General features: G+C 54.9%; 14 protein-coding genes and 1 tRNA gene. 12 read left to right on the top strand and 3 right to left on the bottom strand.

Annotated features, from left to right (window positions below; translation table 11 throughout):
* From ACXJJY_RS02870 to ACXJJY_RS02885, 4 genes are all read left to right on the top strand, one after another.
* Positions 1–1137: protein TolB (locus tag ACXJJY_RS02870; protein ID WP_456385203.1), on the top strand; the 1137-nt coding region annotated here is incomplete at its 5' end.
* A gap of 71 nt (positions 1138–1208) precedes the next feature.
* Positions 1209–2249: a tetratricopeptide repeat protein gene (locus ACXJJY_RS02875; protein WP_456385204.1), complete on the top strand. Its 1041-nt coding sequence runs from the start codon at positions 1209–1211 to the stop codon at positions 2247–2249.
* A 32-nt stretch (positions 2250–2281) separates the two neighbouring features.
* Complete coding sequence (locus ACXJJY_RS02880) at positions 2282–3079, top strand: TlyA family RNA methyltransferase (protein WP_456385205.1); 798 nt, start codon at positions 2282–2284, stop codon at positions 3077–3079.
* Between the two features lie 319 nt (positions 3080–3398).
* The gene (locus ACXJJY_RS02885; protein WP_456385206.1) at positions 3399–3857 is read left to right on the top strand and encodes an SH3 domain-containing protein; all 459 of its coding nucleotides are present in this window, start codon (positions 3399–3401) and stop codon (positions 3855–3857) included.
* Positions 3858–3932: 75 nt separating this feature from the next.
* On the opposite strand, the gene ACXJJY_RS02890 is transcribed toward ACXJJY_RS02885, so the two are convergent.
* Positions 3933–6962, bottom strand: coding sequence for a DEAD/DEAH box helicase (locus tag ACXJJY_RS02890; protein WP_456385207.1), 3030 nt, complete (start codon positions 6960–6962; stop codon positions 3933–3935).
* Positions 6963–7140: 178 nt separating this feature from the next.
* On the opposite strand from ACXJJY_RS02890, the gene ACXJJY_RS02895 reads away from it, so the two are divergent.
* From ACXJJY_RS02895 to ACXJJY_RS02905, 3 genes are all read left to right on the top strand, one after another.
* Positions 7141–8874 (top strand): prephenate dehydratase domain-containing protein, encoded by a 1734-nt coding sequence (locus ACXJJY_RS02895; RefSeq protein ID WP_456385208.1) that lies wholly within the window; start codon positions 7141–7143, stop codon positions 8872–8874.
* Between the two features lie 394 nt (positions 8875–9268).
* The gene (locus tag ACXJJY_RS02900; protein ID WP_456385209.1) at positions 9269–9922 is read left to right on the top strand and encodes a zinc ribbon domain-containing protein; all 654 of its coding nucleotides are present in this window, start codon (positions 9269–9271) and stop codon (positions 9920–9922) included.
* Positions 9923–9980: 58 nt separating this feature from the next.
* Positions 9981–10057 (top strand) — tRNA-His (locus ACXJJY_RS02905).
* A 135-nt stretch (positions 10058–10192) separates the two neighbouring features.
* On the opposite strand, the gene ACXJJY_RS02910 is transcribed toward ACXJJY_RS02905, so the two are convergent.
* On the bottom strand, positions 10193–11623 hold the full coding sequence (locus ACXJJY_RS02910) for a sigma-54-dependent transcriptional regulator (RefSeq protein WP_456385210.1): 1431 nt from the start codon (positions 11621–11623) through the stop codon (positions 10193–10195).
* Between the two features lie 142 nt (positions 11624–11765).
* On the bottom strand, positions 11766–13181 hold the full coding sequence (locus ACXJJY_RS02915) for a sensor histidine kinase (protein ID WP_456385211.1): 1416 nt from the start codon (positions 13179–13181) through the stop codon (positions 11766–11768).
* A gap of 389 nt (positions 13182–13570) precedes the next feature.
* On the opposite strand from ACXJJY_RS02915, the gene ACXJJY_RS02920 reads away from it, so the two are divergent.
* The 5 genes from ACXJJY_RS02920 to ACXJJY_RS02940 all read left to right on the top strand — a co-directional run bounded on the left by ACXJJY_RS02920 (position 13571) and on the right by ACXJJY_RS02940 (position 18151).
* Entirely contained in the window at positions 13571–14026 is a 456-nt protein-coding gene (locus ACXJJY_RS02920; protein WP_456385212.1) for a hypothetical protein, read from the top strand.
* 122 nt (positions 14027–14148) lie between these two features.
* On the top strand, positions 14149–15375 hold the full coding sequence (locus ACXJJY_RS02925) for a response regulator (RefSeq protein ID WP_456385213.1): 1227 nt from the start codon (positions 14149–14151) through the stop codon (positions 15373–15375).
* A 21-nt stretch (positions 15376–15396) separates the two neighbouring features.
* Positions 15397–17130: a sensor histidine kinase gene (locus tag ACXJJY_RS02930; RefSeq protein ID WP_456385214.1), complete on the top strand. Its 1734-nt coding sequence runs from the start codon at positions 15397–15399 to the stop codon at positions 17128–17130.
* Between the two features lie 8 nt (positions 17131–17138).
* A complete protein-coding gene (locus tag ACXJJY_RS02935) occupies positions 17139–17498 on the top strand; it encodes a response regulator (RefSeq protein ID WP_456385215.1) in 360 nt (119 codons plus the stop codon).
* On the top strand, positions 17498–18151 hold the full coding sequence (locus tag ACXJJY_RS02940) for a sensor histidine kinase (RefSeq protein ID WP_456385216.1): 654 nt from the start codon (positions 17498–17500) through the stop codon (positions 18149–18151). Before ACXJJY_RS02935 ends, ACXJJY_RS02940 begins: the two co-directional genes overlap by 1 nt.
* The last annotated feature ends 145 nt before the right edge of the window (positions 18152–18296 follow it).

The following is an 18296-nucleotide window of genomic DNA, read 5'->3' on the forward strand; positions in this document are numbered from 1 at the left end:
GAAGGGGTGGTGGAAAAAAGAGGCCGGGAAATGGCCGACCTGCTCTCCCGGGGGCTTGAATTTCATGGTTTTGTCATGGTTCTGGCTCCGGAGCGTTACGATGGGCGACAGGATGCGGACTGGAAAGGTCTCGGGGTGGATTATGTGATAACCGGGCGCTATGAACCCAGCGGTGAGGGCTTGCTGGTTGAGGCAATGCTCATGGACGTAGCGGAAAACAAGATGCTCACCGGTCGCCGTTATCGGGGTGGTGCGGCCCGGCAAGACGATATGGTGCTGAGGCTTTGCGATGCCCTGGTCGAGGAGTTTACCGGAGAACCCGGTATCAGCCGGACTTCCATTGCTTTTGTCTCAGACGCCACCGGACGCAAGGAAGTTTACGTGGCCGATGTTCTCGGGCGGAAGATCCGCCAGATCACCCGCCATCGGCACCTCACCGTCTCACCCCGTTTTTCCCCGGATGGCCGCTACCTGGCATATTCCTCCTATCACCGTGGCAATCAGAACCTCTATATCACCGATCTGCGCCAGAACAAGGTCACCCGGGCTATTTCCCGCCGCAAGGGTATGAACCTGGCGCCGGCCTTTGCGCCGGACGGCAAAACCATGGTGGTGACCTTGAGCAAGGATGGTACCCCTGATCTGTATCTTATGACTGTCCAGGGCAGGATACTCAAGCGGCTCACTGCCAGGACCGGGATCAATGTCTCGCCCTCCTTTTCACCCGACGGCCGGCACCTGGCCTTTGTCTCTGACCGCAGCGGCCGGCCGCAGATCTACATCATGGACATGAAGACAATGCGGACCAGGCGGCTCACCTTTGACGGGGTTGAGAACAGCGAGCCGGCCTGGTCACCCAGGGGTGACCTGATTGCCTATACGTCCATAAAAGATGGTCGGTACCATATCTTTACCATCTCGCCCAGGGGCGGCGAGACTCCGGTCCAGGTCACGTCCGGTCCGGGAGATTTTGAATCACCCACCTGGTCGCCGGATGGCAAGCAGATTTCTTTTTCCCGTAAACTGGACGGGCGGTCGCGTATATGGGCCGTGTTCAAGAACGGCAAGGGTATGCGGTTGTTGTTTGACCTTAAGGGCAATCAGTCCTATCCCCAGTGGTCCAGCCGGCCCAAATGAGCAGCGTTATCAGTCCCGAGAAACCGAACCTGCAAGGTTCAGGATATTATTGATACCCGAGAGAGGCCCTGATGAAAAAAATACGTTCTCTGGCTGTTGCCGGCAGCTGTCTGTTTCTGCTCTGTCAATGTGCGTCCCAGGATGAGATCCGGGATTTGAGTTATCAGATCCGGGTGGTCAATCAAAAAGTGGAAGAGGTCAAGAGTTCCACTGTCAACCAGTTGCAAAAACGCCAGGCCAGCTCGGTCAGTCGTCTTGACGAGGTGAGTGAAGAGGTTCTGCAGCTCAAATCCCAGTTGGAAGAAAACGCCCACTTGGCCACCAGGTTCCGGGAGCAAACCAAGGAAAACATAGCCAACATCCAGGGGATGATCGGTCAGCTGCGGACGGAAAACAGTGGCAGGATTGCCGAGTTGGAAGCGCGGCTCGATCAGATCGAGGCCCGGGTGAATCAGCTGGCCGCAAGCCTTGAGCAGATGCGCAAGGCTCGGATCCAGGCTGCGGAGGAGAGGGCCCGCGAGGCAGCCAGGCGGGCCGAGGAGGCCAGGAAACGGACAGTAGTGGCAGCTTCGGCCGGTACGGATGGAAGCAGTTTTGTCCGGGTCCTGGCCGATCGCAGAAAACGCAAAATCGGCAGGGACCAGGTGGTGGTGGCTCAGTCGGAAGCCGCACCGCAGCAGAAAAAAACTCCGGCAGTGCAGAAGGCCGGAGGGGGGGGAGCCACGGCGACCACCCGGCCTGCTCCGGCAGGGGATCTTTTCAGCCAGGGTATGGCAGAATTCAAGGCTGGCAAGTACAAGGATGCCTACCGGATTTTCGAGCAGGTGCTGGCTGAAAATCCCGGTGGTAAAAAGATAGCCAGAACTCTCTTTTACATGGCAGAGTGCCTGTTTGCCCAGGGCGAGTATGATCTGGCGATTCTCGATTACCAGAAGGTGATATCCAATCACGCCCGGGATCCCCATACTCCCATGGCACTTTTAAAGCAGGGTATCTCCTTTGAAAAACTGACCGACAACGAAACCGCCAAAATTATCTATAAAAAACTGATCAAGGACTATCCCGATACTCCTGAAGCTGAAAAGGCCCGTAAACGGCTGGAGAAGCTGTAGGATACCCTCCGGTACCCCACCAGGCAAAGGGTATGGTAAAGAAGGCGAAGCACTCTTTGGCCGGAAAAATACGCCTGGATGAACTCCTGGTGGTACGGGGCCTGGCCACGGACCTGGACGAGGCCAGACGACTGATCGGAGCGGGACAGGTGGTGATTCGGGACGGGAGGTCTGGTCTCAAGGCCGGGACCATGGTGCCCGGGGACCTCCGGCTTGGCCTTAAGGAACGCCGCCGCTTTGTCAGTCGTGGCGGGGAAAAGCTGGAAAGTGGTCTGGAGGGACTTGGGGTGGATGTGCGTTCTCTGGTCTGTGCCGATATCGGCTGTTCCACCGGTGGGTTTACGGACTGTCTTTTGCAGCGTGGCGCGGCCAGGGTGTATGCAGTGGATGTGGGCTACGGTGTGCTTGACTGGAAATTGCGCCAGGACCCCCGGGTGGTGGTCCTGGAACGTACCAACGCCCGTTTTCTCAGCCGGCGGCAGATTCCAGAACCATTGGATTTTGCGGTTCTTGACGCTTCGTTTATTTCCCTGGAGCTGTTGCTGAAGCCACTTGGTGAGCTCTTCGGGGAAGTGGTGCGGATCATGGCCCTGGTCAAACCGCAGTTTGAGCTGCCCCGTGACCTGGTAGCCAGCGGTGGCGTCATCCGCGATCCGGATCTGCACAGGCAGGCCCTGTCCAAGGTTCTTCGTTGTGGTCACAGGATGGGTCTGTTCTGTCAGGGTATTGTCGCCTCGGCGATCACCGGGGCCAGGGGCAATCAGGAATTTTTGATGTATTTAACCTCGGAGCAAGGTTCAGCGGGCGACGTTTTATCTGTCCTGAATTGAGCGTTTCATCCATCTGCAAGCAGAAAAAAGATAACTGATTATTTTTGTTTTTTCAAGGTGTTTCAGGTAGTTATGCGGCGAAGACCGCATGACGGGCGAATTTCAGTACTGGCCGGTACTGTCCAGCCACAGCAAATGATGAAAATCATCCTGGTAACACTGCAAACCAGGGTGATTTTCCGCTAAACGATCATGCCCGGGGACCCGGGCATGCCAACAAGGGAAAACCAGGGCGGAACTGCCCGGGATGCCACCATCCGGCAGAGTTCGGACCGGGAATTCGATTCTGACTGCTGGTTTTCCGATACAGGAGAATTCGATGAAGTTGAAACTGCAGTATGGTCTTTTGTTGATTGTTGCCTGTGTGGTGCTGTTTGGTGTTGCCTCCGGTTCTGCCTTGGCTGCCGAGTATGTCAGCGTGGTCAAGGACGGGGTGAACATGCGTTCCGGTCCGGATACCAAGTATGAGGTTCTCTACGAGCTTCCGGCCGGCTATCCTCTCAAAGTGCTCGGGCGAAAGGGCAAGTGGCTCAAGGTGGTGGACTTTGAAGGGGCCAGGGGCTGGATCTACTCCTCCCTGGTTGACAAGACACCCCATGTGATCGTCTCGGTGAAGACAGAGGCCAATGTACGCTCCGGTCCCGGGACCAGGTATAAGAAAATCGGCTCGGTGGCCCGGGAGGTCATTTTGAAAAAGGTCGACCAGAAGGGCGACTGGGTCAAGGTGTCCCATCCGCAACTGACCGGCTGGATTTACAAGAAGCTCATCTGGCCCTGATCGGACGTATTCATTCCGGCCCGATGTTTCCCCCCTGGCCAGGATGCTGGTGGGCGCCGGGCGTTGAGCCGTCGGTCAAGGGGCCGGAATATCCTTGACGAGCCGGTGGATCGTGTTTTCGAATTGTACCGGCAGGCGCACGACCTGGCCACCCTTGTTTCGAAAAAGCAGGTAGCGCTGTTGTAACCCGAACAGAAACAGATTCCTGGTTATTTCCACATCCTTCTGGCAGTACCTGGTCAGGATCTCCATTCTGCCCTGTCTGAACCATTCAAGGGCCTGCAATCCATTTCCGCTCTTTTGGATTCCCAGGGTGTTCTCCGCCAGCCGGTCAAGGCTGAGGCGATAGCCGAGCTGGGCGGAGATCTCTTCCAGGATGTCAAAAGATGGCAGGCTGGACAGCTTTTTTCGGGTGTAGTAGGAGAGCACCCGGTTGTCAAAGCGTTTGTTGTTGAACCCTACCACCAGGTCGAGGGAAAAGAGGTGGTCGATGAGTTCGTCGATCCGTTCCTCGGTAAAATGCAGATAACGATCCTTTCGGCTGTCGTAGAGCACGGCCACCGAGATGCGCATCAGGTGGGCCCGGTGCCAACCTCCTACCTCCTGGGCCGAGAGCCGGGTTTCCACATCGAAAACACCCCATCGTTCCGGCAGGATTTTTTGTATTTTTTGTATATCTTGTGTGTTTTGTGTGTCTGGCCTCTTTTTCTCCGGGTGGTGGCCTGAGGAGACGGCAGGCCGGTTCTGTTTTGCCGAGGCTCTCTCCAGGGTCTGTGCAGGCCGGGGAAGTGTGTCCGGTCGTCGGGTGTTTTGCTCATCCTTCCGTTCCGGACCCAGGAGCAGGTTCAGGAGATGGAGGCAGGCGTGCTTGTCGATGGGTCGGTTGCCGGAACCGCACTTGGGTGAATGCACACATGAGGGACATCCCCGGTCGCAACCGCAGCAACTGACCGTTTTGCAGGCCTGTTCAAGCAGGGTCTGAATGCCGGAAAATCCTTTTTCGCTCAGGCCGATTCCGCCGGCATGGCCGTCATAGATGAAGACGGCCGGTCCACCTGCCTGCTCATGGAAAGGGTGGGCAATGCCGCCGATGTCGTTACGGTCGCAGAGGACCATCAGCGGCATGACTCCTATGACAGCATGTTCCAGGGCATGGATTGCGCCCATGAAGTGCATCTGCTGTTTTTCCAGCCGACGCTGGATCCAGGTCGGGATATCGATCCACAGTCCCCGGGTCTCAAAGATCTGCGGTGGCAGATCCAGGGGATAACGGCCTGTCATCTTCTGGGAACCGACCAGGTACCGGGCGTAGCCGGTGATGGTCTCCGTGACCCGGAGGACGCCGTAGTGGACCCGGGTGGCCCCGCAGGCAGCAGTGTCCAGCACCTTTATTATTTCAGTGATTTTGCTGGTGGTGGGTCTGGTAAAGTAGGATACAGATACCGGCCTGACCAGAACTTCCCTCCCTTCCAGGTCCAGGCTGTCCACGTGCCAGGTTCTGGCCATGTGCAGGTAGATTGCGCCTGGATGGCACTCCTTTAAGGCCCGCAATCCATCCAGTTCTCCCAGGGGTTCACGGTTGTTCTGCCTGAAAATATGAAAACGGGCACCGCTGCCCCGCAGGTCCACTTCCCGTTGCGGATATTTTCTGGCTGCAAACCAGGTTGTCCCGTCGGCAGATCGCAAAAGCGCGCCCTGACCGGTGAGTTTGTCGAGCAGGGCAGAAAAATGTTCCGTATTAAGGTGGGGTTCATAGGTTGTCAGGGGCAGCTCGGCCGCGGCGCAGACCAGGTGTTGTCCGGCTATGATACGGTTGTCCGGATTAAGGGTGACCGGCTCCACTTCACGCTGGAAAAAATCATCGGGATGGCGCATGAAGTGCTGGTCCAGGGCATCTTCCTGGCCGATGAGGACGACCAGGGATTCCTGTCCTGCCCTGCCTACCCGGCCGGCCCTTTGCCAGGTGGCCATTATGGAGCCGGGATAGCCTGCCAGGATACAGATGTCCAGGTTGCCGATATTGATCCCCAGTTCCAGGGCCGAGGTGGAAATCACGCCCAGAAGCTGTCCGCTGGCCAGTTTTTCTTCTATTGCCCGCCGATCTTCAGGGAGAAATCCGGCCCGGTAGGACGCGATTTTCTGCTCCTGTTGCCGTTTTTGGAGACGCCGGGAGGACCACATGGTAATAAGTTCGGTCATCTTTCGGGACTGGGTATAGACAATGGTGCGCAGCTTGCGGTGCAGGGCTGCATCCAGGAGCATGGTTGCGCTGCCGGCGGCCGAGTCGTGCGGTTGCAGGAGGATGACGTGCCGGGTGCCCCGCGGTGCTCCGGAGCGGGTCACTGCCTGAACATGCCGGCCCAGCAGTTTGCGGCCAAGCTCTGTCGGGTTGCCCACCGTGGCCGAGGAGAGAACAAAGACCGGATCTGCACCATAGAGACGGCAGATCCGCTGCAGCCGTCGGAGCACCCAGGCCATGTGCGAGCCGAAGACTCCCCGATAGGTATGGACCTCGTCGATGATCACATGGGTGAGGTTGGCAAAGAGGTGTCCCCATATCTCGTGGTAGGCAAGAAGGGAAAGGTGGAGCATGTCCGGGTTGGTGATCAGAATGGAGGGTAGTGACTCCCTGATTTTTTTGCGTTGATGTGAGGTGGTGTCTCCGTCATAGATGCTGCATATGGCCTGGGGGAACACTGTCTTTACGGACAAATGCTCTGCCAGGGAGGTTATGGTCCGTGCCTGGTCCTGGGCCAGGGCCTTGAGCGGAAAGAGGTAGAGAGCCCTGGCCTGCGAATCTTTCAGCAGAGCGGCAAAGACCGGCAGATTGTATATCAGGCTCTTGCCGCTGGCCGTGGGTGTGGATACGAGGACGTCATTTCCCTGCTGGATCAATTCGATGGCCTCGGCCTGGTGGGAATAGAGGGCGGGTATGCCCATGGCCTCCAGCAGGCTGGTCAGGGGTCCGGGCAAAACTCTGGTATTTTTCGCGGTCCCGGCATCGATGGCTGGAAAAATCCTGTGGGCCACGACCTGGGGACCGAACCGGTCCGAGTTTTTCAGGGCGTTGACATATTCTCCAACTGGAGAAGGTTTTTCAGGCACTGGAATAATTTTTTAAGTTTTATGTTTTTTGTTTTAAATGTTAAGTTTACTTTTCGTTCCCGCATTATGTCCGGTAGCGCTGCCGGCGGAGAGCCTGAACCCTGTGCATCAGGGAGTGGGTGTCCGCGCATCTGTTCTCAGGACAAGTGATAACCAAACATCTTGAAATCTCTGTATCATGCTGACTGTAGCCACTCTCGGACCTGAACACTGCCATGCCTGGCAGGCCGCCAAAATGTATGCTCCCGGTGCCGGGATACGGCTTTATCCCCACACCACCGGGCTGATCGAAGCCTTTGCCGCCGGCGAGGTGCAATTGGCCATCGTGCCCATCTATAATACCAGGGAAGGGGAGAACAAGCAGTATTTCCGTCTGTTTGAAAAAATAAGAGATGGCTACTGGATCGACAATATCCTCCTGCCGGCCCATTTGTCGCTGGGCGTTTTCGATCCGGCCATCTCCAAAGAGGATCTGCAGGTCCTGGTGGGTAAGCGTCCTGTTCTTGGTCAGAGCGAGGAGTATATCACCAGCAATTTCCCCGACATCACCTTGATGAGTGTCACAGACCTGGACCGGGCTGTCCATGAAATCCGGGAACTGGGTCTGCCGGGACGCGGGGTTATTGATACAGAAGAGATGCTTGTCGCCCGCGGGCTGCATATTCTTGAACGGGAAGTGGCGCCCCATAACAGGACCAGGTATGCAGTGCTGGGGCCGGAGTTGGCTGTGCCCACCGGATATGACGCCACCGCCTTTATCACCCGGCCCCTGGAAGACCGGCTCGGTATGCTTGTGGATATTCTTGGTGAGTTTTCCAGGCGTGGGATCAATATCCTGGACATGCGGGCTGAAAACGATGTCAAAACGCAGAAACTGCAGATCTATATCGAGGCTGAAGGGCATATCCAGGATCCGGTAATGGCCGATGCCATTGTCCATGTGGAAAACCGGGTGATTCAGGTGCCGGGTTCCATTCGTCTGCTCGGCTCTTTCCCCCGGCTGGATATGCGGGTGAAATACATCCGTTCGTTTGGCTTCATCGGTACCGGCGACATGAGCAAATGGTTTGCTGACCGGTTGCAGCACGAGGGATATGAGGTGCTTATGAGTGGCCGTTCCACCACCCTGCGGCCCGAGGAGATGATAAACCAGGTGGATGTGGTGGTGGTCTGCGTACCCATCTCCGCCACAGTGGAAACCATCCGCCGGTATGGTCCGCACATCCAGGACGGTAAGGCTCTCATCCTGCTGGCCGGAGAGTCGGAGACCACCCTGGATGCCGCCCTCGAGGTGACCGGGTCCGGGGTCGAGGTCATGCTGGTGCATAACCTCTGGGGTCCGCAGGCCGCAACCATGAAAGATAAGAACGCCATCGTCGTCCGTACGCCGCGCAGTGGACGGCTGTGCACCGAGTTCGAGGCTTTTCTCTACAAACATGGGGCCGATATTTTTCATGATTCACCCGGTAAGCACGATCTGCTGATGGGGGTTGGCCAGAAACTGCCCACCGTCATATCGGTTGCCCTGGCCATGACCCTGGAAGCAAACGCGATAACCAGCGAGGATATCGCCAGTCATTGTACCCTGACTTCGCTCTATCCCATTCTGGCCATGGCCAGGGTCCACTCGCAGAACCCGCGCACCTATGCTGAGATCATGTCCACCAGTGGGGAAAGCCGTAAGATTGTCCATGATTTCATCAACAACCTCGCCCGGGTTTCGGCCATGGCGGATCAAGCCCAAATCAGCGAGCTTTGCAGGCTTATCGACCACAATTCCGCCTATCTCACTCCGGAATTCCTTCAGGCCCGCATGGCCCAGGCCAAGGCTGTGGACCAGGTGCTTGGGCGGATGGTTCAGGGATCCGGGGTCCGGTTGCCAGCGGAAGAAAATGACAAGCAGGGCCCTTGATTTCAGGGTGTTGTGGTACGGATGGCTGAAAAACCGGCCCGTCCGGCGCTGCAACAATCGTATGAGTTGACCCTGTGGATTGGAATGAGTACCATTGCTGGCTGTGAGAAGGCCCCGTCCTTGTCCGTGACAGGGAATCCATCGATGGTCTTTCCTGTACGGGCCTTTGTCGTGTGGTAAGGACAAGTGAAACGAGATTATAAAAAGAAATTTTCCCCCAACACATTTCTGATCATTCTTTTCATTGGCTGGTGTCTGTTCCTCTTTGTCCGTTCCATGGGGGACGGTGGAGGAATGAGCTGACAACCCTTTCCTGTTCCACAGGATGGTGGAACCAACTGTGCACTGCCTCTAAAGAAGGATACTGTCAGATAAAGAAAGGAGACACGAAGTCATGCTGGAACTTGCACTGAAATTTCTTGAAGAAAAACATGCCTGCCCCCATTGCAACGAGGAACTCACCCTCTGCCATGCGCCGCCGATCCATGTCGGAGACGGTCTTGGCTGGGGCTCCGAGTACCTGTTCATCTGCCTGAACAACGATTGCCCTCTGTTTGTGAACGGATGGGAGTATATCGAAACCCAGTTTGGGCACTCGGGTTCCTATCGGTTCATGCGCATACCCAATTCCGATGAAAGCTACAACATGATGGTGGGCGGCAAGGACGCTTTCACCGGCTCCGTGGTCGATATCGAGGCCCTCAAACGGCAGAATGTCCGGTACCAGAAGGAGAAAGAGGCTACCGCCGCCCTGGACACCTGCGTGGCGGAGAAAAATCTTGAACCGGTTCTCTACCTTCTGCTGGACAATGCAGCCACCCTCAGTGTCCGTAAGCGGGCTGCGGAGCTTTTGGCACCGATCAATGACCTGGCCTGTATCGAACCGTTGCGTAACCATAAATTCTCCAACTCCCACCTGGAGCAGGATATCAATATGGCAATCTCCACTATCCTTAAAGCCCATTATCTGAAGGAATGTCCCTACTGCGCCGAGCTGATCAAGGAGAGGGCGAAATACTGTAAACACTGCCACAAGGATCTGGATTGATTGGATCGTTTTCTACTTGCCAAAGCTTTTTCTTACGTGTATAAGAGCGAAGCACATGGTGAGCGTAGCTCAGTTGGTTAGAGCACTTGGTTGTGGCCCAAGAGGCCGTGGGTTCGAGTCCCATCGCTCACCCCACAGAGAATGAAAAAGGTGTTGCGGTCTGAAAGGACGGCAACACCTTTTTTTGTTTCTAGGTTTGCATGGTGCTCCCTGAAGCCGGATTTTTTCAGCGGGACGGCTTTGTCGGTCCGGTGTGATCTGGCCCGGCTGTCAGGCTTCTTTCTTTTCTTGCCCGGTGGCGTTGTCGATATCAATGCCCTGGTTCTGGTATTTTTTCAGTTTGCGCCACAGCGACACCCGGTCGATACCAAGGATGGCGGCAGCCCGGGTTTTGTTGCCATCCACCGATCTGAGTACCTCAAGGATGTAGCGCCGTTCGTTCTCCTCCAGGGTCAGGCTGGGAACTGTTTCAGCAACGGCCGGATCGTTTGTCTCGTCGGAGTTTGACTGGGCGACGTTGATTGTCCCCGAACCGGTGATCTCGCGCGGCAGGTGGTAGATTTTTATCTCCGGTTCGTTGCACATGGCCAGTGAGCGTTCGATGATGTTTTCCAGCTCGCGCACATTGCCCGGGTAGTCATGGCGCTGGAGGGCGGACATGGCTTCTGGCGAGATTGATTTGATATGATCGTTCGGGTCCGGGTATTTGGCGAGAAAATGGTGCACCAGCAAAGGGATGTCGTCCTTGCGCTCGCGCAGCGGCGGGATGTGCAGGGAGACAACATTGAGTCGATAGAAAAGATCCTGGCGGAAACGCCCCGCCATGGCTTCTTCCTGCAGGTTGCGGTTGGTGGCGGCCAGGATTCGGATATCCACCGGAATCTCCCGCGTCCCCCCGACACGGATAATTTTGCGCTCCTGAAGTACTCTGAGCAGCTTTACCTGCATGGTCATTGGCATCTCGCCTATTTCATCAAACAGCACTACCCCGCCATTGGCTGATTCCAGTAATCCTTTTCGCCATTTTGAGGCACCGGTGAAGGCTTCTTTCTCGTGGCCGAAAAGCTCGTTGAGCATCAGTTCCTCGGTGAGCGCACCGCAGTTGATGGGCAGAAACCGGTTGTTGGCCCGCGGACTCAACTCGTAAATGGTCCGGGCGACAAGCTCCTTGCCGGTGCCGGTATCGCCGGTTATCAGCACATTGCAGTCCATCTGTGCCACCTGGGCGATGTCATCCTTGAGCCGCAAAATGGCATGGTTCTGGCCGATGAACTGGGTTACGCCTCCCTTGGTGTTTATCTGCCGACGCAGGTTGAGAACCTCACGGCGGAGCATGGTTTTTTCCAGGGCCCTTGAGACCAGATCACGCAATTTGTCTATGCTGAAAGGTTTGGGCAGGTAGTAAAAGGCTCCCCTGTCCATGGCCTCCACCGCCGAGTTGACAGACGCATAGCCGGTGATGATGATAACCTCGGCGTCCGGGGCCATCTCCTTGACAGCGGTCATCACCTGCAGTCCGTCCACCTGTGCCATCTTCATGTCGGTGATGACGAGGTCGAAACGGTGAGATTTCAGTTTTTGCAACGCCTCTTCACCACTGGCCGCTTTCAGGACTGAATAGCCCTCTTTTTCCAGTACATGGGAGATGTTTTCGCGGTTTACCAGGTCGTCATCGACCACCAGTATGTGTGTGTCAGTCATGGTGTGTAAGGTTTGGGGTGTCCTGAATATACAAGTTTTCCGGTGTGCTCACTATTGATGTCGTACCGGGTCGATGGAGATGGCCGTATCCGCTGCAACGCGTAGATCGGACTTTTTGCGACGCCCTCAACGGTGTGGTCTTTCAAATCGGGGTCTTTTGCTCGGGCAAGGGCAGGATAATGATAAACATGGTCCCCATACCCTCTTCACTTTCCACCGAGATCGAGCCTCCGTGTTTGTTGATAATGCCATAGACCACTGCCAGACCCAGGCCCGAACCCTCTCCTTCGTTCTTGGTGGTGAAAAAAGGGTCGAATATCCTTCCAATATGTTCGGGAGCTATTCCGCAACCGGTGTCACGTACCCGAAGAACAACCCGGCTCCGCTCCGGTTGACTGGCAGCGGAAAAAGAGATGGTTCCCGGGCTGTCGCCAATGGCCTGGATCCCGTTCAAAAGCAGGTTCAAGATAACCTCGGTCATCTTGTGACGATCCAGGCGCAGAACGATGTCCTCGGGAATAGCGATTTCCAGCTGGATCGTTTCGGGAATCTCGTTGGCAGCCAGCTTGACCGCCTGTTCTACCACATCGGTCAGGGCGACCAGGCGGGGAAAAAACGTATGTTCTCTGGAGAAATCGAGCAGGCTGGAGACTATTCTGCCGGCACGCATGGCCTCATTATGGATGGTCTCCAGCATCTGCGAGGTTATTTCCGGGTCTCCGCTCTCCAGCTCGGACAGGCCGATCTGGCTGGATGTGGCGATATTATTGAGCGGATTGTTGAGCTGGTGGGCCGCGCCGGCGGCCAGGGTGCCCAGGGAGGAGAGCTTGTGGAACTCGATGAGTCGTTTCTGATCTTCTTCCAGCTCCCTGACCATGTGATTGAAAGCCTTGAAAACAGCCTGGGTTTCGTTAGCACCCTTCGGATCCGTGACAATGGTCTGGAAGTTGCCGTTGGCGATATCAAGAGCAGCCTGTTCCAGTTTTTTGAGTGGCTGAAATACACCGCGCCAGACGTAAAGAGAGATCAAGATGGAAACAATCGCAGACAGGGCCACAATGATGAGCAACTGTTGTTTGAAACGATCCACCATGTCTCTCTGCCTGGTCTGGCTTTTCAGGAGAAGTTGACGGCTGAAGGATTGCAGCCGGTCTCCACTGTGGCGGATATCTCTTATCAGCGGTTCAGGCCAACCCTGTATGGCCGCGGTTTTTTCCAGTTTGTTCAAGAGCCGCCCATACCTGTTCAGTTCCTGGATGGGGTCTTTCCCGGAAAGATCGGGGTCGTTTGTCAGGGGTAGATTTTTCAGTTCCTGGTTCAGTTGACGGGTCAGGTCCCGGTTTTTTTCAAGGTCATGTTCGCTTTGGTACAGAAGATAGCTTTCTTCGCTCTGCCGGAGCAGCTCCACCAGCACGTTAAGCCGACTGTAGCGTTCCATGGTTTCGAGTCCGGTGTCGAACTGCCTGAAATCGTGGAACGGAATCACGCAGAGGATACCCAGGATAAGAAAATGGGTGATGCAGCTCAAAATGAGCCTGTTTCGCTGGTTAATGCGCATATTTCAATCAGAGGGGTCCGGGTTCCATGATCAAAAAACAGTCTGAACTCAGTCTGCCCTGTGTCATATCGCAACATGTTGCCAATTGCAACACTTCTCTTGTTTGCGGCAGACAGTCTCGGCTGCTCATTCTCGTTCCCTTGTTGCACTTTGTAACACCAGGAGGTCTAGATCTGTTTCAGAGTGCAACGAAAAGGTGCGTTTTAATGGATTGGCTGGATCTGTGTTCTTATTTTTTCTGTATAATATATTGAAATAAATAAAAAATATTCTCTTGGTCTTTTGTGGCATAAAAAGTGCTAAGTATCATGTTTGATACGCAACGTCCATGTGTGAAGGGCTGTTTGCAGGGTATTCCTGAACCTTATTTCTGCTGAAAAGAACCAGCGATGGCTGCACAAAGTGATGTTCCGAAAATTCTTGTTGTCGGCGGAGAGAGATTCTCCGATTCACTGACAGCCTATGCGCTCAAAATGGCACAGAAGCTCGACCTGGAAATCATTGCTCTGAATGTGGATGAAAAGATTCTCGATCTTTCCGCAGACGAGCAGGCTGCCGCAAGGGCGGCCTTTTTCGAGACAGCCGAGCAGAGCGCGGCTGATCTGGCCGAAAAGGCAGAGGCCATGGATATCAATTTTACCTCGATGGTGGTGGTGAACAGGATTCAAACCACCATCGAGAATATCCTGAATCAGGAGTCCGGGGTCCGTTACATCCTGTCGGAACCGGCACCCGACAGATCAGAGCACCACCGTGACCGGGTACAGAACCCGGTTCTTCAGCTGGTTGGTCCTGAAACCCATCATATCAATCCAGTATCTGTTAGAGACGAAAAAGAGAAGTGAGGGAGTATGAAGGCCCGGAGGCCGAGACCATCGGGTTGTTATCCTGTGATCCGGTGGAGAGACCAGGGTATATGCCAAGCCAGGTTAATTGAGATTTTGCAATACAAAGGAGACGTACAAAAATGGCTGTCATAACAATTTTCAGTGCAGATTTTTGTCGGGAAGAAGAGGTGGTACAGGAGCTGGTCACCAAAACCAGTTTCCGACTCAAAACTACGGACGAGATCGTTGCCGAGGCTGCGGTTCTCGCCAAAATGGAAGAGAGCAAGGTGCGCCGGGCCCTTACCTTGAAAACCTCGGTTTTTGAGAAGTTTACCCACGAGAAACAGCACGCCCTGGCCTATATCAAGCTTGTTCTTTCGAAGATACTCATGGTGTCCGCCGGACGCGATCTTATCCTCACCGGTTATGCAAGCCAGATGATTCCCCGGGAGATAACCCATTTTTTCCGGGTCGGCCTCATTGCCGATAAGGAGTTCCGCATCAAGGTTCTGCAGGAAAAGCAGGGCGGTTCAACCCGGGATGCCGAGAAGCTGATCAAGAAGCTTGATGAGGAGCGTGCCCTGTGGCTGAAAAAGTACTGTGGAATCGAAAAACCTTTTGATCCGGCCGATTACGACCTGATCATCCCCATGAACAAGGAAACAGTGACCGAAGCGGCTTCACTGATTATCGGCCATCTCGACGACGAGATCTTCAAACCCACCGCCAGTTCGGAGCAGGCGGTGGAGGATTTCAATCTCCAGGCAAAGGTCGAGGTCGCCCTGGCCAGGAAGGGGCATGGCGTTCAGGTCCAGGTGGTCAACGGGAAGGTTATCCTGACAATCAACAAGAATGTCAGCCGGCTCAACCGTCTCAAGGAAGAGCTCAAAACCATTGCCCAGCAGGTGGATGGCGTGGAATCGGTCGATGTGGTCCTGGGTAAGGACTTCCATCAGACCGATGTCTACCGCAAACATGATTTCAATATGCCGTCAAGGGTTCTTCTGGTGGATGACGAGCAGGAGTTTGTCGAGACCCTCTCTGAACGTCTTGCCCTCAGAAACATGGGATCGGCCGTGGTTCATGACGGTGAATCCGCCTTGAGCCTGATTGAACAGGATAAGCCCGAGGTGATGGTCCTGGACCTGAAAATGCCGGGGGTCGACGGGATCGAGGTCCTGAAAAAGGTCCGGAAGACGAATCCCGAGATTCAGGTCATTATCCTCACCGGTCACGGGTCTGAGGAGGATCGAAAGAAATGCATGGATCTTGGAGCATTTGCCTATCTCAGAAAACCTGTTGATATAAAGGCGCTGAGCAAGGTGATCAAGGAAGCCCACGAAAAGGTTCGGGCCGCGGCCAAATAGAGACCCTGGTTGTCAGCGGAAATGTCACTCTTTGAGTACATAAAACCCGAATTCTGGAGCCATCGGGAGCGCGTTGCCGGTAAAAGCGGCGAGCAGTATATCTTTCGTCGTAAATGGCAGTTCCTGGTGGCGGTAGTGATGCCGCTGATCCTTGTTCCGATTATCTTTGCCACCGGGTATTTCTATCATCTGAGCCGTAACCGCGCCTTGATGCAGGTGGAGGAAGAAACCGCCGTCCTGGCCAAGAATGCCTCTATCGATATCGAGCTGTTCTTCAGCCAGTACAAGTCCACCTTGCGGTTCATTGCCCTGACGTTCGGGATCGATAATCTCCGCGATCCAGGGGTTATGGGCAGGGTATTTGCCAACCTGAAGAAAACATGCGGCGGTTTCCTTGCCCTGGACATGTTCGACCTGGATGGGAATCTGGAGGCCTGCGTAGGGTACGAGGAGCCCTGCAAAAACATTGAATCAATGCAGTGGTTCGATGAGGTTCGTGAGCAGGGGCTCTTGATCGGTGTCACCACGCTTTATCCGGAACAGACGCCGCTGGTCTTTATCGGGATCAAGGTATATGGCGCGGATGGCACTCCGTATATAATCCGGGGGATATTTGACAACCTTGTGCTCAACGAGCTGCTGTCCAAAATCCGCCTCGACGAGATCCAGGACGTCTTTCTGGCCACTGCCTCCGGGAGATTGCTTTCTCCGTCCAAGTATTGTGGTGATCCTGGCGAGTACGCTTGCCTGCCGTTGGAAAAGGAACTTCCCGCTGCCACCCTGATGGAAAATCTCTCGACTTATGGAGGAGTGACCGAGACGATATTTGTTGGTGCCGCACCTGTGAACAATACCGACCTCATTTTGGGGCTGATCGTGCCGGAGGACGTGGTGGAACGGCTCATGGCCACTACCCGGCGTCTTATTCTCGCGGTCCTTGTTCCTGCGCTCTTAGGTTTGGGGGTGGTGGCCCTGTGTTTGGTTACGTACGTGGTTCAGGGGCTTTACCGGGCTGATATGCGGCGGCGTGAATATTTGCAGCAGGTGGAACGGAACGACAAGCTCGCTTCCATCGGGCGGCTGGCTGCCGGGGTGGCCCATGAGGTCAACAATCCCCTGGCCATTATTAACGAAAAGGCAGGCCTGCTCAAAGATCTGTTCACTTATACGGATACGTACAAGGGAGATGACAGGCTCCTCAGTACGGTGGATTCCATCATCAATGCGGTGGAAAGGGCCGGATCCATTACCCATCGACTGCTTGGGTTTGCCCGCAAGCTCGAGGTCTCGGTGGCAAAGATCAATGTGGAGCACTTGATTCGCGAGACCCTGGGTTTTCTCCGAAAAGAGGCAGAGTACAAGAACATCCGCATCAATGTGGATGTGCCTGAAAATGTGCCGGACATTGTGACCGACCGCGGAAAGCTGCAGCAGATTATCCTGAACCTTGTCAACAACGCCTTTGCCGCCATGGACGATGGCGGCCAACTCGACATCATTGTCCGCCGTATTCCCGGACAGAAAGCCATATCCATAGCTGTTCGTGACAATGGATGCGGTATCTCGGAAGAGAATCTGAAGTTGATTTTCGAGCCGTTCTTCTCCACCAGAACCCAAAGTGGTGGAACCGGTCTTGGTCTAGCCATCACCTATGGGCTCATCCGTGATCTCCACGGAACCCTTGAGGTGGAAAGCAAGGTCGGCGAGGGGACGACCTTTACGATTACTCTGCCCTTCAACATAGCGAAAAAATAGGTGGAATCATGCAGGTCTTGCTTGTTGACGATGAAAAGGAACTTATCTCCACCCTGGCGGAGCGCCTGTCGTTTCGCGGGATAGAGGCGGATTGGGTGACCAGTGGAGATGAAGCTCTTGGAAAGATAAATGAGAAGAACTACGATTTAGCAGTACTGGATATCAAGATGCCCGGTCTCTCTGGTATTGATCTGGGTAAAAAAATTCATGAGATCAACCCGAACATCAAGGTGATCTTTGTAACCGGTCATGGCTCGGCCGCTGATTACGAGGCCGGTACCGCCCAGAGTGGCAGGGGGTTTTATCTTGCCAAGCCCATTAATATCGACCTGCTGGTTGAAAAAATGCAGGAAGCGCTGAAAAAGTAATGGGTACCATGAAAACAGACTGGCAACTACTTGGTCCCGAGGGTTTGGCGTTTTTCGGCAAAATAACCGCCTCTCTGTCCCATGAGTTGAAGAATGTGCTGGCAATCATAAACGAGAACAGCGGGTTGATTGAGGATTACATGCTCATGGCCGACAGTGGAACAGAGATCGATCCCGAGCGGCTGTCCGGTCTTGCAGCCAGGATAGACCGACAGGTGGAACGGGCCAATGGACTGGTCAACCGGCTCAATGCCTTTGCCCACAGCGTGGATCATCCGGTTCAGGATGTGGATATCGGCCAGTTGCTCGAACTGGCTGCCAAGCTGTCGCATCGGATCCTTTCGGGATATGGGGTCGAGGTGGAGATCATCAGGGCAGAGACCGTCCAGGTGACGACCTCACCTTTTTTCCTGCTCAACCTTGTCTGTAACTGCCTTTTTGCTTTGGGCTCGGCTTCCGCTTCGGGGACGGTCCTCGGGCTCTGCTGTACTGGTGGTGATGAGGGCAGGGCGGTGATTCAGCTCAGGGGAGCGTCAGTCAGGTCTGGATCCTTTCCCGGTCCGTCGGAGCAGGCCCTGCTCAGAGTCCTGGAAGCCTGTCTGGAAGATGCTCCCGAAGGTGAAGGAATCCTGATCCTGCTGCCCGGGAAGTAAGGAGAGCGGGTGGCGCCAGGCGAAAATCCAGGCATCGGGCGCTGCGCCCTTTCTTTGGAGCGGCAGGGGAACAGAAGACAAAAAACCTGGACTGGCTCCAGGATGAGGGATTTTTTTATTCAGAATGTACCAATAAAGAGGAGGA

It is taken from the genome of Desulfolithobacter sp. (genome assembly GCF_054025815.1).

Bases quoted from the DNA above. Each gene is read 5' to 3' on its own strand.
- ACXJJY_RS02875 (WP_456385204.1), top strand. From the start codon at position 1,209: ATGAAAAAAATACGTTCTCTGGCTGTTGCCGGCAGCTGTCTGTTTCTG.
- ACXJJY_RS02880 (WP_456385205.1), top strand. From the start codon at position 2,282: ATGGTAAAGAAGGCGAAGCACTCTTTGGCCGGAAAAATACGCCTGGAT.
- ACXJJY_RS02885 (WP_456385206.1), top strand. From the start codon at position 3,399: ATGAAGTTGAAACTGCAGTATGGTCTTTTGTTGATTGTTGCCTGTGTG.
- ACXJJY_RS02895 (WP_456385208.1), top strand. From the start codon at position 7,141: ATGCTGACTGTAGCCACTCTCGGACCTGAACACTGCCATGCCTGGCAG.
- ACXJJY_RS02900 (WP_456385209.1), top strand. From the start codon at position 9,269: ATGCTGGAACTTGCACTGAAATTTCTTGAAGAAAAACATGCCTGCCCC.
- ACXJJY_RS02910 (WP_456385210.1), bottom strand. From the start codon at position 11,623: ATGACTGACACACACATACTGGTGGTCGATGACGACCTGGTAAACCGC.
- ACXJJY_RS02915 (WP_456385211.1), bottom strand. From the start codon at position 13,181: ATGCGCATTAACCAGCGAAACAGGCTCATTTTGAGCTGCATCACCCAT.
- ACXJJY_RS02920 (WP_456385212.1), top strand. From the start codon at position 13,571: ATGGCTGCACAAAGTGATGTTCCGAAAATTCTTGTTGTCGGCGGAGAG.
- ACXJJY_RS02925 (WP_456385213.1), top strand. From the start codon at position 14,149: ATGGCTGTCATAACAATTTTCAGTGCAGATTTTTGTCGGGAAGAAGAG.
- ACXJJY_RS02930 (WP_456385214.1), top strand. From the start codon at position 15,397: ATGTCACTCTTTGAGTACATAAAACCCGAATTCTGGAGCCATCGGGAG.
- ACXJJY_RS02935 (WP_456385215.1), top strand. From the start codon at position 17,139: ATGCAGGTCTTGCTTGTTGACGATGAAAAGGAACTTATCTCCACCCTG.
- ACXJJY_RS02940 (WP_456385216.1), top strand. From the start codon at position 17,498: ATGGGTACCATGAAAACAGACTGGCAACTACTTGGTCCCGAGGGTTTG.